Here is a 16176-nt window from a genome sequence, read left to right as displayed (position 1 = left end):
GAAGAAACTCGGCATTGATCGTGTTATGGAGAGTGTAAATGTTCCAACCGCAATTAGAACCATAGCAACTAAAACGATACCAATTCCAAGCGTAAGATAACGCAARTTCATCAAGCTGCCGATAAGCTCCTCTAGCGGGAGTTCATCCACAATGACCCAACCTGTAGATTTAAGATCATCATATATGACGAGTTTCTTCTTGCCTGATGATTGATCGATATAATAGCCGCTCTTCTCTTCTCCTTGCAGACCAGTGTAAGTTGGAACTGCCTCATTAACGTACTTACCCCAAAATTTTTCATCAKGGTGATATAGGATTCGATTCTCCGAATCCATCACCCAGATTAAATCGGAATTGCCTAGCTTTACGTTTTCCAGCATACGGGGAATCACTTTATAGTTCACATCAATGATGAGCATTGCTCTTATTTTGTTTTTTGAGATCTCCCGCAAATCGCGCGTGATCGTAAGCACATTCGTGGAGTTAATTTTCCGGACGCCTTCGATGTTGAAGTTTTTGAATGTCCGGTTCGTTGTCCGATTCCCMTTATATTCGTTAAAAGCTTCAAGAGAAGCGCGGTCCTCGTAGCTGCTAACAATCAAACCATCATCCGAGACAATGGAGAGATTAATAATGTCAGTTCGCACGGATAATATATTTAAAAATAGCTCATTGTCTATTTTTCTTTTCATAAGGTACATGTCGTAAGTGTCTGCATTTGTTGTATTTATAAACTGATTCACTAATGGAGAAGTTAAAACGGGTGATGTGATGGTGCCAAGCTCCACGAAGTAAGAATCGAGGTTATCATTAATTTGTTCCACAATTTGACGGCTGTAGTGTATCGCATTGTTTTCTATACTTTGAGTAGACTTTTCGTACCAGATCATGCCGGATACTATAAAAGGGATACAAACAAAGCCAAGAACTAGGATGGCCAATTTCACATGCATAGATAGCTTCCTGATACGGACCATCCTTATCCCACCTAACTGCTTTTGAAACATATTATACCATGCAAGCGTTTCATTTGGGACATCCTTTTTACGTTACTTCCCCGCCAAAATGAGTTTTTGTTTCATCATCAAACATCTTGTGCAGTGTTTGAATATACAAGAAAACATCAAAAACGGGCTGGTACAGATCTTCATTCCGCTGGACATAATCGGACGTATGTGCCCAAAGTTGTCGTGCTTCTTCAGCGTTACCATCCGCTCTGGCCTCTAACGCAGAGGCAAAAAGACTTATGATATTCGCATGAATTTGTAGATATTCCCAAGATTTTGCGATCGTTGGATGGAGATCAGAACCTAGGTTTCTCTCCAAAACAGGTCGAAAAGCGTTTACTACCTCTTGTACAGACCGCAGTTTTTCGGCTGCTTCGCTACTGACCCTCGGCTTCTCGCCTCTCATATAAGGTGGATCAAAAAGGTCAGAGATCGTTTCCAAATAAGTTAAACAAGCTTCACCCTCGTCCCCGAAGGAAGTAATGAAGTATTCTTTGGCTAATTGCCTAAAGTCCGCTTCATCGTTCCATAATGTTTTTCCAAGCACATACATGCCGAGGCCAGTTGGGAAAAAGGATCGCTGCGTTTGATCACTGATGATACCGTTTAATCGAAGCATCTTTAAATTTTTCACGTCTTGGCTGATCATCTCCGCCATTTGGAAATATCCAGGATCCAGATAATGATCCCACATATGATGATACTCGTAGGTAAAGCCGTCTCCCTCAAATAGATGTTGCCACGCTTTCAAGAAGGCGACGTTCTCTCGGATGTTCGTCGGGAACTTCAGCCTGTTTCGAACAAAAGGTTGGATTTCGATACCCGTTGTATCCGAATCATAGCTTCGGCTGTAGGTTCTGCTAATTGGCGCGAATAAAAGTATGAATCGACTCGGATTTTTCAATGTTTCGTTCTCAGGTACCCACAATAGATCTAAGTAAAGCAAGAACACGACCTTGGTACTCAGACTCCTTAAAGTCAATGCCTCATCCAATTCGTTTAACATCATGATATAAAAATCTGACGGTAAAGCCTTAACGCAATTTTCACATTCGCAGTGGTTATTGAACGCATCGGCTAACCAAAATTGCAGCATATCGATATGGGGGTTATTTTGCGCATGATCGGCAGCGTATTGGACAACCAACCTTCTTGCGTCTGGATTGGAGAAGCATAAATTCGTATTCAGCGGTACGCCGTGCCATAGCTCCCTCTTTCCATCTACTAAGGCAAAATAACGGGATTTCTCTTCTTCAACCGCATAATCAACGGAATCCCAGCCTAGACAAGGAAGTCCAAGGGGCTCTCCTGTCCAGCCATGACCTACAGCATGATAAAGGAGACCCCGTTTTTTGATCTCATGCTCCATCTTCACCGTAAAAGCGTCTACTTGTTCGATTGTAATGGTCTCGGGTTGTTTGTACTTGTTATGCCGATGACCATACCAACGGTCAAAAAATGTATAGGGGGTTTTGAATTCCAGGAAGTAGGAATTGAAGCCTGCTTTCGGCGCCCAATGTATGTTGTCCAGCATATTTTCAATGCTGACTGCTCCCTCGATACAAAGCCCTCTATGCCGATATGCGGCGATCTCGTCCACCTGAACGCTTATCGTGTCTAATTCCCTTAATGGAACATAATCTCCATCCGTTCCAGGACGCAGCCAGCGGCATCCTGCTTCTTCTAGAAATCGATACACGCCTAGTAAAACGCTACGGGGATTGGAACCGACAATGCATCCCTTTCCGTCCGTTACGTCGATATAGATGGCATCGTCCAGCTCCGGATTATCCAATTCGGGCAGCGGAATGCCTAACTCCTGGAACAGTCCTATCCAGAGGTTAGGAGTTCCATCCTCCGATTTAACTACTTCTTTTAGCGTATTTACGCAGCAATTTGGGGACATACGAAGCAGAAAGCCAGACAGCTCATGAAGAGCAAAATTGATAGTCGGTTGTTCCTGTGTCGCAGCAATCGTCACTATTTTGACCTCTGCATTATTCAATACCATGTGCGGAATTTCCTCCTATTCCTTCAAAGAGCCCACTGTGGCGCCTTTGACAAAATACTTTTGTATGAATGGATAGACGAGAATAATTGGGCCCGTTGCAAATATGATGACTGCGGACTTCATCGATTCGACGGTGTGTTCGAGAATTTGTGATTGGTCGAACTCGAGTGAAAGTTGACTATCCTGGACGATCCCCCGCAAAATAATTTGCAGCGGATACATCTGTTTGTCTCGAATGTAGATCAATGCATCAAAATAGGAATTCCACTCGCCTACCGCATGAAAAAGCCCTAACGTCGCAAATACGGGCAGCGATAGCGGGATCGTTATCCGGGCAAAAATTCCGAATTCCGAACATCCATCAATTGAAGCAGCATCGAACAACTCTGCTGAGATTCCCTGAAAGAACGTTTTCATTATAATGACGCCAAACGCGCCCACTGCTCCTGGAATAATTAGAGCCCAGTACGTATTGATCATACCTAAGTTTTTGATAACTAGAAATTTAGGTATTAATGGTACTGAGAAAACGAATGTAACAATAAGGAGTTTCAATATTAGTTTACGTGCAGGCATCATCGATCTTGAAAGCGCATAAGCCATCGTGGAGGTAAAGAACAAATAAGTAAGCGTCCCCGCAATCGTGATGTAGCAAGTAACTGCCATAGCCCTCCACATATGGGATTGTGTAAGAATAATTTGATACACTGCCGTATTGAACCCTTTAGGCCACAAGAAGACTTGATCTAACTTCACATATTCGTTTGAACTTAGAGAAACCGCAAGTACATGCAGCATAGGAGCAAGCATGGATAAGCTAATTAATGTTAAAACCAAACCGTTAATGAAATGAAACAATCGTTCGGATTTATAAATTGGCAATGAACTGTCCCTCCTCTCGCAAAAAGACACCTTAGTAGATACTCTCTCCTGTTACTCGTTTAGCTAACTTGTTCATTCCAATAATCAATATAAGTCCTACGATTGCTTTGAAAAAGCCGAGAGCCGTCGTATAACTGTATTGTGCGCCTTGAATACCGACCCGATAAATATAGACATCAAATACATCAGCAACATTCCGGTTAAGCGAGTTGGCATAAATCAACATTTCTTCAACACCGGTATCCAATATGTGACCGACCCTCAACAGGAGCAAGATGACAAGTGTGGGCATCAAACTAGGCAGCGTAATGAACCACATTTGCTTCCAGCGGTTTGCACCGTCAACAGTAGCAGCTTCATATATATTAGGATTGATTCCAGCAATAGCTGCTAAATAAAGAATCATGCCCCAGCCAACCTCTTTCCATATGGCAGAACTAACTACAATGGCTCTGAAAAACCTAGAATCCTGCAGGAAGATGATTCTTTCCATACCGAACCATGCGAGGAGATCATTAATCATCCCTTTAGGATCAAGCAGCTGATAGAAAATCCCTCCTACGATTACCCATGACAAGAAGTGAGGGAAATATAACATGGTCTGTATCGTACGTTTGAACAGCATGTGCCTGATTTCGTTCAGGAATAAAGCAAGAATAATCGGTGCTGGGAAACTAAAAATCAACCTATAAAAGCTGATAATGAGCGTATTTTTCAGAAGATGATAGAAATCATATAACGAAAACATGTTCTTAAAATGCAAAAATCCTACCCATTCACTGCCGAAAACACCTTTGAAAATGTCGTATTTTTGGAAAACAATGACATTCCCAAACAATGGAATATATTTGAATATTGCAAAGTGTATTAACCCAGGTAAGCAAATAAGGAATAGAGCCAGCTTGCGATTGGAGCCAATCTTGTTAATTAGTAATGGGATGTTAAATCGTGACAGCTTCCGATTTGGAGCGATTTTATTAGTTGGGGAAGTGTTGCTCATCAGAAAACCACCYTTACTTGATTACTCAGTAGCGTATAACGTATTGTCATGAAATGATGGAARTTATAGCCGAAAGGGGAAGTTTTCACTTCCCCTCTCAAGTTAATAATCATTATTTCTTTTTATTTTTAGCATACCAGTCGTTTGCTTCCTTGATCGCTTGATCTCCACCGCGTTTTTTCCAATTAGCCACGAAATCGTCAAAGCCTTTGTCAGGATCAATCTTGCCAATCATAATTTGAGTAAGGGTATCCAGGAACAAAGAACCTGCAGCGAAACCAAGTTCTGGTTTTGTTTTGATCGAATCTGGCGTTGGCATACTCATACTTGGAATCTCGAACAAGTTCTTCTCTTCGAATCCCACGCCTTTTTTAACCAACTCAGGATCAATTACGCCTTCTCTTTTAATCACTTCAGGATCCATCCGTGTATCGCCAGCCGGATTCACGAGTGTTTGGTATTGCAGCTTTTCGTTCGCGTTAGCAGGAGCTTTAGGATCCCAAGTAATTTGACCGTTTGCTTCTGTGTAGTTACGGTCTTTAATACCGTAACGGAAGAAGGTGTCTTTCTTCGCGTCATTCGAGTAAGTCCAGTCAAGGAATTGGATGAAGCGCTCTGGATTTTTCGCGTTTTTGGTCAGAATATACACTTTGGCGATACCAGTTCCTTTTGGACCGAGTATATATGTACCATCGGCTTGCTTCACACCTGGCAGCAAGTCGATTTTCGCGCTTTTCCCAGCAAATTTATCCGGCGTCCAACTATTCAAATTCCGCAAATCGTGACTCCAAGTCGCAACTCTATCTTCTTGAATCGCCTTAGTCCAATCCGCGTCTTTCACGTTAATAAAGTCTTTGTTTATATAGCCTTTATCGTATAGCATTTTGTAAAACTTCATCGCTTCTTTCATTTTCGGATTAATGATATCCGGGAGGAACTGGCCGTTTACATCGTGCCAAACAAGCGCTCCATTTTCACCTGGTGAGATACCTTGAGCATAGAAAAAGAAGTTACTGAATCCAAACAAACCGCGAATTTCATATCCGACTTCGTCATTTTTTCCATTGCCATTCAGATCCGTTGTTTTCACCTTTTCGAAGAAAGCTAGATACTCTTCCATCGTCTCAGGTTGTTTCATACCTAATTTATCGAGCCAGTCCTTACGGATAAGAAGTGCTTGAGGGTTGATTGGTGTTAACAGTTTCGGAATCCCATAAATTTTGCCATCCTTGCTCAATGCGGGAAGGGCCCAGGTCGCTTCTGGAACTTTTGCCTTAATATTTTTTCCGTACTTGTCAAGCAAGTCGTTCAATGGAAGAAATATGCCATTCTCCACGGCAGTAGCATGTGCTGAGTTAAGAATGGAATCCGATGTAACAACCTCTGGAATGTCACCAGACGCGAAACGAACAGTCACTTGCTGTGTATAATCGGCCGATGGGATAAATTCATACTTAATTGTTGTCGGCTGACCTGAAAATTCGGAAAATAATCTTGCCATTTCCATGTGATACGGATCCTCTTTTGTCGCCGTCTTAGTGTAAGCGTATCCACCATCGTTGGATATAACATTAAACGTTGCCTGAACCTTAGGTGCCTCTGTTGCCTTGGATGTTTCTGTTGCTGTTGCTTTAGCGTCTGTAGCTGCAGGCCCTTCATTAGAGCTACATGCTGTAAGCAATACGGAAATACTCATCGTGACTGTGAGAGCTACGGGTAACCACTTTTTCATGCGTTTTTCCCCCTTTACCTTGCTTCAAATTGGCCATGTTTAAACGTTATACGTTTCTTCTAGCTTAAAAGAAATAGATACATTCGAATATGGAAGAAATCGTTGATGTTATGTGCTTTTATGACTTATTTACTATGTTTTCTCCTTTTTTGGAGTTAGTAGACTTTCCTCTGCCTCTATGACGGCACCTAGGATAATCCATTCATTCTCCGGTACGAAAGGCCCACGAAAACCGTGAAGGACGAATGCCTCTGCTTCATATCCGCCTTCTATCAATATTTGGCGTGTAGGAATATAGGTAGGAACTCCGTTGCTGTAGCCTAGTACCATTACGTTCATTGTGGACAACAACCTTTTAATATGTAAGGCATATTCAGAGGGCACCTCTCCTTCCAATGCGATCATCCGGAACCCATCACCCAAACCCCACACTGTGATTGTAAAAGGAAGGATATTGCGCACACTGCCCTCGTAAATGGCATCAACCGTTCGTCTGGCCGCTCGTCTTCTGTAATCAGTTTTCGTTTCGTCCTCTACGATGGCAAGCATTTCAGTAAGCCCCCAAGGCTCTGTGAAAAGTCTTACTTCCACCTCAACAGTCTGCATGGATCCTGTAAGCTCAAGAGCTTCACACTCGGACATTGTCCGCTTTACATCTTCCGCCAATTCCACCCCAGCTTCTCGCATTTCTTCTACCGAGCACGATTTAAAGCGGTCTCCGATTACAGTTTTCATTGGTTTGATGTCAGCACCGCAGCCTTGTAAAAAGATCGCAATGCTGTTCGGAAACGAAGCTTCCAATTCTGTGCAAGCTTGACCAACAAACTCCGCTGAAATCTTATTCGGCCCAATACAGGTCGGATGACATCCGTAGCTGAACAACAGTCCTTTAAGTTCACCCTGTGAATCATGTAATTGGAGCACGAAAAGGTCTTGATCTGTTTCCACTTGGAAATTGGGCTTGAACATCAAGCCTTCTTCTGTCATGAGCCGTCTACTAACCCCTGCTTTAGAAATCCCTTTCAACAGTTGAAGCGTGCCTTCTGTAAGGTTTTCCGAACATTGCTGAACCAGTCCGACTATCGTATTGCGAATAAATCGATAATAGCGGATGTCCTCCGTATAATCGATATCCTCGTCCTTCTCCGGCCATTGCTCCTGCCCCAGGCTGTACCCGCCTCTGCGTCCTTCTTGGACCTCTCCTGTCAAAAATACGGAACAATGTGTATGGGAAAAATTAATCAATATCTGTTCGGCTTTTAACCCGTATACTTCTCGTAAAGCTATCTTTATGCCTGTTACAAAGCTGCGATCCCCGCCAAGTGCATCCAAAGTAATTACTACCAGCAGCTCCACGCTTTCAAGCAAGGCAACTTTAACGAAGATCTCATCCAGCACCCCTTCGCTCTTTCGATCCCTAGTTCCGAAGCCTGCTAAAAAAACAGGAGTATCGGGCGTGATGCTTTGTTTTGCAACCGCAAATTTCAATTGTTTCAACTCCTATTTACATGAGTTAGTCCAAAACAATCACTTATCTTAAATGTACGGGTAGTGATGAAAAAGAAATATGTACAGACGGCAAAAATCATGTGTTTTTGTGACTGCATCCAAAAAGTGAATATTTTTGATTTTAATGATAAAAGGCTTCCACAATCGATTTAGCCATGAATTTATAAAAAAAAACATATACAGGGCAATCCATTTCCTCTATATCTAGAGATGCAAGGAACTTATTTCATGGAAAGGAGGCCTCAAGTAAGGAAGCAGAGTTCCAACACTACAGCTAGTTTCGAAGGTGAAGATTTCAAATGCAGCCAATTACCTAAGGGTCGGATGCATATCAAGTATGTAGTCATCTAATATTTAATACTAACTGCCATCTAGAGATGATTGCATCTGGATGTCCCGATCACAAATCCGAAAATGGAGTGTGAAACGGTGATGAGTTTGATGTCTTTCAAGATGATCAAGAAGTCCGTAATATCCGCTGCTGTTACTCTTCTAACTGTTGCTTCCGCTGTCCTAACTCTCCCCCCTCAGAACGCACTTGCTGCATCCGAATTCACAGTAAATACAGGTACCGTGCTGCAATCCGATTTCGTCGGCAGCGGTACGGAGTACAATCAGAACCTTTACTCTACGATCAGCGCAGTAGACGGAATTACTGCTGGTAATGTTGGACTGTTGGAAAGTAAAGTAAAAGCGCTTGATTCGCAGATCGTTCGTATCTTCTACGATTCCAAAGGCGAAGATACCGTCACTTATCCAGATTATATGGCTTCCTTTGAGCAGACTGTGGCGTTGGCGCAAAGCTCTGGTGCTGAAGTTAACATCACCTACTGGCATGGTCCTTACACCAATATCACGACGCAAATGCAGGCTTTTGCGAACGAGTTGTACCGTCTGAAAGTGACGCTGGGTTATTCCAACGTCAAGTACGTAACGATTCAGAACGAAGTCAACTCAACCTCGATTACGCAAAGCGATTATGAAACATTCTACCGCACTCTGAACACGCAGCTTACAACGCTTGGAATAAAGAGCGGTATCAAGTTTATCGGTGGCGATCTGTTGCTTACTAATCAACAGTCCTGGTTCGATTACATGGATGACCACATGACCGATATCCTTGATGGCTACTCCATTCACATTTACTGGGATTATGATGATGTGCAGTATGGGATAGATCGTTTAGATGGCGTACGCACCATTATTAATGGTTTATCGGCGGCTGGGCAGAAGCCTGTGTACATCATGGAGTACGGGGTGCGTGGCGAGAAGACCACTTGCACTTACGACCCGGGTTGCTTAAACGGCACATCTACCCCTATCGGAGATACCATAGTCAGCGCCTATGAGCACGCCGAATTTACGATGAATGCAATGAAGAGGAAGTTCGTTGCCCTGACGAAATGGGATGCTTACAAAGCGAAGTATGATAATGGTACGCAGTACCACAGCGAAATCGGTAGTGGAACAGATGGTTACCCATTGAAGCCAGTGTACAACGCAACGCGGCTGTTCACACACACGGCGAACAGCCACTGGAACCTCGTGAGTGTAACCGGATCGGTTAGTGGCAAGATCGTGAATGCCCTGAAAGATCCAAGCTCTAGCAATTTGGCCGTCTACGCACTGAACGACACTGGTGCTACGACAACCATCTCTTTTAACGGAGTAGGCGCAAATACAGCGTTCCGGTTGTTCGTTTGGAATGAGAATGGTGATGGTGGTATAACCGATAAAGGTACCGTTTCGGCTGACTTCATTGGACATATCCAAGTGCGCCTAAATTCGCAAAGTTTTGCAGCATTTACGACGCTGAATGTTACCGACTTGGAGCGTCAAGCTTATTGGAAGTTCAACGAAGCCAGTGGTGCAGTTGCGGCTGACGGCACGGAATATGCTCGTAATGGCACTGTGGTAAGCGGTGGCGGTTGGATCGGTGGTAAGATTAATAACGCCTTGGATTTCAACGGTTCTTCCACTTATGTGACTACTCCGCACATCTTGAATCCATCTTCCCCATCGAACTATGGCGCGTTTAGCGCTTCGGTTTGGGTGAGACCGGACACTGACACTGGCCTTTCACAATACATCCTCCAGCAGGACGGAACCAATGGTAAGGTCTGGTTGTTGCGTTACCAAGACGGTCGCCTGGAAACTTTCCTCGGCGGTACTGGAACATTCTCGACTGGCACAATTCCGCTCAATTCGTGGACACACGTTGCCGTGACCTATGATGGTACGACGGTCCGCCTGTTCTTGAATGGTGTACAGGATGGTTCTCGCACGATCGCAATGAATTCTGAGCCTACTGGCGGAATGATCATTGGTGCAAGTAAGACTCTTGGCAATCTCTTCAACGGTGGTATTGACGAGGTTTCCATTTACAACCGTCAGCTGACCGCGAACGAAATCAAGGACCAGTACAATAGCACTTGGTGGAAGTTCAACGAGACTTCCGGTACAGTAGGCAGCGACTCCGCAAGCTATAGCCAAGCAGCCACACTGATTAACGGCGCTAGCTTCGCTACTGGTCGAGTTGGTAATGCCCTGTACTTGGATGGCGTAAACGACTATTCGACTACGCCTAATGTTGCAAATCCTGGCACTAGCAGCTTCACTGCAACGGCTTGGGTGAAACATGATGGTGCTGCCAGTACTGCAAAATATGTATTACAACAAGACGGTACGAACGGTAAGATTTGGTTGTATCGCGATAGCACAGGCGTTGTCGGAACATACCTCGGCGGGTTACCGTTACTCGGCACTACAAACATTCCAGTTGACCAATGGGTCCACCTTGCTGTAACGTACGATGGTACGACAGCGAAAGTCTACATGAACGGCGTACTAGAGAATTCCGCTGCTAGAACCGTCGCTTCCGAAGCTAGTGGTATGATCATTGGCGCAAGCAAAACTTTCGGGAACCTTTGGAAGGGTTGGATCGATGATACGCAAGTATTCAATCGTGCACTAAGTGGTACCGAAATCTTGGACCAATACGAACTGGGACGTTAATTCCAGTAACTCTCATATATGCAGAAGAAGCCATCCTCACGATCTGTGAGGATGGCTTCTTTAACTTTATACTCATCGATTCCTTACTCCTCTTCCGTTGGCCTTAACCTTTTAAAGCTCCTGCCTGCAGCCCGCTGATAAAGTATTTTTGCAAAAATAAGAACATGACGATAACCGGAGCCAATACGAGTATAAATCCGCCAAACAGCAAGCTTAAATCGGTCTGACCAAGGTCTGAGAAAAACTTGTACAGACTTAATGTAACTGTGGGATATTTATTCGAGGTCAGTAGTACAAGGGGCAGCAACAAGTCGTCCCATATGTGTACGAATTGAAAAATAAATAGTGTGGCGCTAATCGGTTTCATCAGCGGAAAGACAATTTGAACGAATAGACGGATCGTCGAACAGCCTTCTATCTTGGCTGCTTCCTCCAGCTCGATGGAGATTCCCCGGATAAATCCGACAAACATAAAAATGCTGAATGAGGAAAGCACACCGATATAAACAGCGGAGATGCCGAACAAGCTGTTATACAAATGAAATTTTTTCAAGACGAAGATAAGCGGGATAAAAGCCGCTTGAATCGGCATCAAAATGAGCGATACGTAAAACCAGTAAACGGACCGAAAAAACCAGTGATTGATCMTAGCGATAGCGTACGCGGCCATGGCGGAGAAGAAAATGATATACGTTAAACTCATCATAGCAATGGAAAAAGTGACGGCATACGCTTTAAGTATCTCCATTGCTTTAAACGCTCTAACAAGGTTATCCAGTCCGATGCTGAAATCTGGAAAAGATAATGGGTGCTGTTGAATTTGCATATTGGATTTCAGCGAATTGACTGCTATTAAATACAATGGGATGCTGTATAAAAGAGCTAACAGTAGGACGGATCCTTCGAACAATCTTTTTTTCATTCGAGGATTCATTCGTAAGCCCTCCCCTCATATTTCTTGGTCACAACAACGAATAGCAGCGTAATGGCCAGTACAAATATGACCAATACGCAGGCTGCCGCCATTCCGTAGGCCAAATCAAGCGATTGAAAAGCGTTTCTATAAATTCGGATCGCGAGCGTCTCGCTAGCACGTGCAGGGCCTCCACCCGTCAAGGCAAATGGCAGGTCGAACAGCTTGAGCCCGGACGCCAACCCGATAAGCGTGTTTACCGTAATACCAGGTGCAATCATCGGCAGGATGATGCTGAAAAATTTTCGGCTAGGCGAAGCCCCGTCCATGATGGCTGCTTCTTTAATCTCGTTGGGAACGAACTGCAAGGCAGCCAGGTAGACGATCATGATCGGCCCGGTCAGCTGCCAAACCGCTACAAGGATGATGGTGTAGGCCACAAAGTCGGGTGAATCGACCCATAAAACTTTTATCGGTTTCCCCATAAGACTAGTGAGGATTTTGTTCATCAACCCATTGTTCGTGTCCAAAATATAGCCCCACACGTAAGCCCCTAAAACGATTGGAAGTAGTTTAGGGAAATAAAACAGCGTCCGCATCAAATTTTTCGTCTTGAATGCCTGATTGACGGCGAGGGCTAGCAGCATACCGAGAACATTCGTCAGTAAGGCGATGGCGAATCCCATCCATAGTGTTCGATACATCGTCTTGACGAAAGACGCGTCCGAAAATATTCGCTGATAATTTTTGAAGCCAATAAAACGGTACTCACCCAGTCCGTCCCAATTCGTAAAGCTATAATACATGGTTTGAATTACTGGGACGAGCATAAACGTGACAATCATGACAGAAATAGGAAGCAAAAACAGAATGCCGATCCAAAACGTTTTAAGGTTTAATGATCCTTTACTTCTCATGTGCGCATTYCTCCAAACTTTTAGCAAAAAAGGAGAGAAGCATGAAGTCTTCCCTCCTACCGAAACATCGGTTTATTTTTTTAATATTTTATCGTTATATTCCTTGATCCACTCGTCAGCGGCCTTGTTCACATCACTGCCGAATGTAACGCCTTGGGCCGTCTCAGCCAACTTGATGAAAACCGGGTTCGTCATCGGTTTCAGGTTGGCAAATGTAGTGACTCTTCCGGATTTCAGCCAATTCTGCGTATCGGCAAATACCGGTTTGACTTCGCCAATGCCAGGCATCGCCGACATGTTTTGTTTGGCATTAATAATCTTGGCAAAATTTTCTTTGCTAAAGAACCAGTTCATGAATGTTTTGGCTTCATCCAGATGCTTCGACTTCGCATTAATAGTCAAACCGTCCTCAATCGTATAAATATAGCTGTTATCCTTATCCGGTGCATACGGTAAGTTCATGAAACCCCATTGAAAGTTCGGGTTATTCTGTGCAATATTTGGCGTAGACCAGGTTCCGCCAAGTACCATAGCCGCCTGGCCTTTTGCAAACGCCTGAAAACCTTGTTCGATGGCATATGTGTAGCTTCCAGTCAGCACGTATTTATTCAACTTATTGAATCGGTCATAGCCTTCCAATAAGACATCCCTGTATTTTGTCCAGTCCACTTTATTGTTTAAATACGCAGTCTGGAACTCCTTATCCGTAAGCCCTTTATTCCCAAATGTCCAGTGGAACACGTTGCCGATGGCCGTTGCCCATTTACCGGCGTACACAAGGAGCGGTACGTTCTTAGCTTTCAGCTTTTCTCCGGCATCCATCAATTCCTCCCAAGTTTGCGGCGGCTTGGAATAGCCAATGGATTCAAAGAGGGGGATGTTGTACGCAAATCCCACGAAGCCAAGACCTGTTGGAAATTCTGCCATTTTCCCGTCCACGGTAACACCACTGCGTACATCCTCAGAGAAATTTTTGGCTGCTTCCAACTGACTCATATCGTACAGATAACCCGCCTTGTTAGACAGCGCGGTCAACTCTTGTAGAGCATTGAGCTGGTAAATGTCCGGCATTTCAGCCGTCGTGATCATCGTTTGCAGCTTTGCATTTCTTTGATCGGCGGGAAGTGTCTCTAGTTCCACATTGATTTCCGGATGCACTTTCTTGAATTCGTTAATCATGCCTAATACCATATCCCTGTTGACGATCAAACCTTCAGCGATCTGCATCGTGAGCGTAACCRGATCCTTCTTCACTTCGGGCTTTATGCTGCTTTGCGGCAGCGGCTTGTCTGTGCTGACATTGGACGATTCGTTGCTTGAGCACCCTACCGACAACACTAGCAGCAACGAACAGATGACACCCCATGAAATAGATTTACGGAACAAAGGCACAACCTCCTTTTATATATTAGTATTATTATAAAAGGCTTTCAGTTTTCGTTCTATCCTACGGAATTAGCATATCATTCGTACAAATTTGCTGAGTAACATAATCTTGCTTCATTACGACGTACGTCCCCTCACTAGGGACACTGTGTAAATGGATAGTTGCATGGTCAGACTGAAGTAAAAATCGTTGTGCTGTCACGTATAGTCCGGTTCCCCAATCTTTCAACTCGTCTACGTTGTTCCGGTTCAACTGCAGATCGATCGGCTCCGGAAAGCCTTGTCCGTTATCCCTTACTTCAAAGCAAAGTTGGCCGGCATCCTCATAAACTTTTATCAGCAGTTTGGCGTTTTTGTTTATTTGTTCAAATCCGTGAATAAATGCATTCTCTATAATGGGTTGTAGAATGAGCTTATTCACCTTATAGGACATGATCCGGTCCTCGAATTCAATCTGAACGTCCACCCGCTTGCCAATCAACTGCTGCTGTAAAAAGATATAATCTCTCAACCATTTGAGTTCTTCTGCGCAGGTCACCTTCTCCCCGGGACGGGTCGTCGTATACCGTAAAATAACGGACAACGCTACGATCAAATCCGAAGATTTATCCGGATCTCCCTCGTATACACGGCATTGGATCAGGTCGAGCATATTATAGATAAAGTGAGGGTTGATTTGCGACTCCAGTGACTTCATTTGGAAGGAAAGCTTTTCCTGATATTCCTTCTTCTGATTTTCGAATAGATGCTGAATCTCCGTTGTCATGTCATTGAAAATATCACATAGCATCCCGAGCTCGTCGGTTGAATATTTTCCGATTTTCACATGAAAATGACCTTCCTTGGCCTTCTCCATCTTGTCCGCCAGTATGTAGAGAGGCTTTAGCTGACGAGTTACAAACCCGATGATCACAGCCAGCATGATGAGGTTAGCAATGACAAATAGCCCGTTGTTCTGGATTAAAGGCACGATGTAACTCCGTGAAAGACGATCACTAGAGAGATAGGCCCTGACTTCCCAGTTGTAAGGTTGGACCGTTTGCTTAAATATATGGGAAGCATCCACTGGGATACGCTCGGTATGATCATTCGTATAAATGAGCTTCTCTTGCGAGTCGGTTACAACCGTTTTGATCAATTTGTTATCAGAAGATGACTTTAGTAATTGCTCGAACATGGATGCATTTACGGTTATCAAACTAACTCCCAAAGGCCGCAGATCGACCGGGCTGCGAATCACTTGACCAAATGAAATGTAAGTGGACGGATCATCAGCTTGGAAATAGGATCCATGAGCCGAGAACACCGAATTAACTGGACCGTTTGCTTTAATTTGTTGAAACCAGGGTTCATCTTTGTAGGATGACAAGAAGTTTGAAACATGTAATTGCGCGGATTGATTGGAGCGTTGATAAATAATATTACCTTGCATGGAGAGGTAGGTGAACATGATCTGAGCATTCATTTGACTGAAGAACTGATTGCTTAGTTGAGTAAATAAAGCGTTCACATAGGAGTCATTTGTTAGAGAAGGGTTGTCCGATAACAATTTCAACTTGTCGAAAAGCAAGTTATCACTTTGATAATCCCGGTAAATGGTATCGTTCATTTTCTCTATGGAAACGAGGTTTTGACGAAGAGATTGTACGGAATCTCCGAGAATCGTTTCATACTGATGGACAACAATCCCCCGCGTAATGCCTAGCCAAGAGCGAAACAGGACGATTTCAAAGAATAGGAGTGGAATGCTAATAAAAACAATAAAACCAATTACAATCTTTTTGCGGAGGGACGACTTCATAT

General features: G+C 43.9%; 11 protein-coding genes. 1 reads left to right on the top strand and 10 read right to left on the bottom strand.

Translation table 11 applies throughout. The features are described 5' to 3' along the window. The 6 genes from AC1DVJ_RS27610 to AC1DVJ_RS27585 form a co-directional block, all read right to left on the bottom strand. On the bottom strand, window positions 1–978 hold a 978-nt coding region (locus AC1DVJ_RS27610; protein WP_477595484.1), incomplete at its 3' end, for a cache domain-containing protein. Between the two features lie 67 nt (window positions 979–1045). After that, window positions 1046–3019 (bottom strand): DUF4838 domain-containing protein, encoded by a 1974-nt coding sequence (locus tag AC1DVJ_RS27605; RefSeq protein ID WP_477595482.1) that lies wholly within the window; start codon window positions 3017–3019, stop codon window positions 1046–1048. 15 nt (window positions 3020–3034) lie between these two features. Next, window positions 3035–3901, bottom strand: coding sequence for a carbohydrate ABC transporter permease (locus AC1DVJ_RS27600; RefSeq protein WP_477595480.1), 867 nt, complete (start codon window positions 3899–3901; stop codon window positions 3035–3037). Between the two features lie 31 nt (window positions 3902–3932). Further along, window positions 3933–4901: an ABC transporter permease gene (locus tag AC1DVJ_RS27595; protein WP_477595478.1), complete on the bottom strand. Its 969-nt coding sequence runs from the start codon at window positions 4899–4901 to the stop codon at window positions 3933–3935. A 112-nt stretch (window positions 4902–5013) separates the two neighbouring features. After that, the gene (locus AC1DVJ_RS27590) at window positions 5014–6633 is read right to left on the bottom strand and encodes an extracellular solute-binding protein (protein WP_477595476.1); all 1620 of its coding nucleotides are present in this window, start codon (window positions 6631–6633) and stop codon (window positions 5014–5016) included. A gap of 132 nt (window positions 6634–6765) precedes the next feature. Next, complete coding sequence (locus AC1DVJ_RS27585) at window positions 6766–8121, bottom strand: hypothetical protein (protein WP_477595474.1); 1356 nt, start codon at window positions 8119–8121, stop codon at window positions 6766–6768. A 453-nt stretch (window positions 8122–8574) separates the two neighbouring features. On the opposite strand from AC1DVJ_RS27585, the gene AC1DVJ_RS27580 reads away from it, so the two are divergent. Beyond that, window positions 8575–11157 carry a LamG domain-containing protein gene (locus AC1DVJ_RS27580; RefSeq protein WP_477595486.1) on the top strand — a complete coding sequence of 861 codons (2583 nt, stop codon included), beginning with the start codon at window positions 8575–8577 and terminating at the stop codon, window positions 11155–11157. 103 nt (window positions 11158–11260) lie between these two features. On the opposite strand, the gene AC1DVJ_RS27575 is transcribed toward AC1DVJ_RS27580, so the two are convergent. The 4 genes from AC1DVJ_RS27575 to AC1DVJ_RS27560 form a co-directional block, all read right to left on the bottom strand. Then, entirely contained in the window at window positions 11261–12091 is an 831-nt protein-coding gene (locus AC1DVJ_RS27575; protein ID WP_477595472.1) for a carbohydrate ABC transporter permease, read from the bottom strand. Beyond that, the gene (locus AC1DVJ_RS27570) at window positions 12088–12987 is read right to left on the bottom strand and encodes a carbohydrate ABC transporter permease (RefSeq protein ID WP_477595470.1); all 900 of its coding nucleotides are present in this window, start codon (window positions 12985–12987) and stop codon (window positions 12088–12090) included. Before AC1DVJ_RS27570 ends, AC1DVJ_RS27575 begins: the two co-directional genes overlap by 4 nt. Window positions 12988–13059: 72 nt before the next feature. Next, the gene (locus tag AC1DVJ_RS27565) at window positions 13060–14373 is read right to left on the bottom strand and encodes an ABC transporter substrate-binding protein (protein WP_477595468.1); all 1314 of its coding nucleotides are present in this window, start codon (window positions 14371–14373) and stop codon (window positions 13060–13062) included. Between the two features lie 61 nt (window positions 14374–14434). Then, the coding region (locus tag AC1DVJ_RS27560) for a histidine kinase (protein WP_477595466.1) at window positions 14435–16176 on the bottom strand (1742 nt) is incomplete at its 5' end.

It is taken from the genome of Paenibacillus sp. P4_A9, from assembly GCF_056402415.1.
Note: the sequence above shows the minus strand (reverse complement) of the source record. Positions and strands in the feature narration are given on the sequence as shown.

What these genes read in the sequence shown, in the direction of transcription:
- AC1DVJ_RS27605 (WP_477595482.1), bottom strand. Translation starts at nt 3,019, where the DNA reads ATGGTATTGAATAATGCAGAGGTCAAAATAGTGACGATTGCTGCGACA.
- AC1DVJ_RS27595 (WP_477595478.1), bottom strand. Translation starts at nt 4,901, where the DNA reads ATGAGCAACACTTCCCCAACTAATAAAATCGCTCCAAATCGGAAGCTG.
- AC1DVJ_RS27590 (WP_477595476.1), bottom strand. Translation starts at nt 6,633, where the DNA reads ATGAAAAAGTGGTTACCCGTAGCTCTCACAGTCACGATGAGTATTTCC.
- AC1DVJ_RS27580 (WP_477595486.1), top strand. Translation starts at nt 8,575, where the DNA reads ATGAGTTTGATGTCTTTCAAGATGATCAAGAAGTCCGTAATATCCGCT.
- AC1DVJ_RS27570 (WP_477595470.1), bottom strand. Translation starts at nt 12,987, where the DNA reads ATGAGAAGTAAAGGATCATTAAACCTTAAAACGTTTTGGATCGGCATT.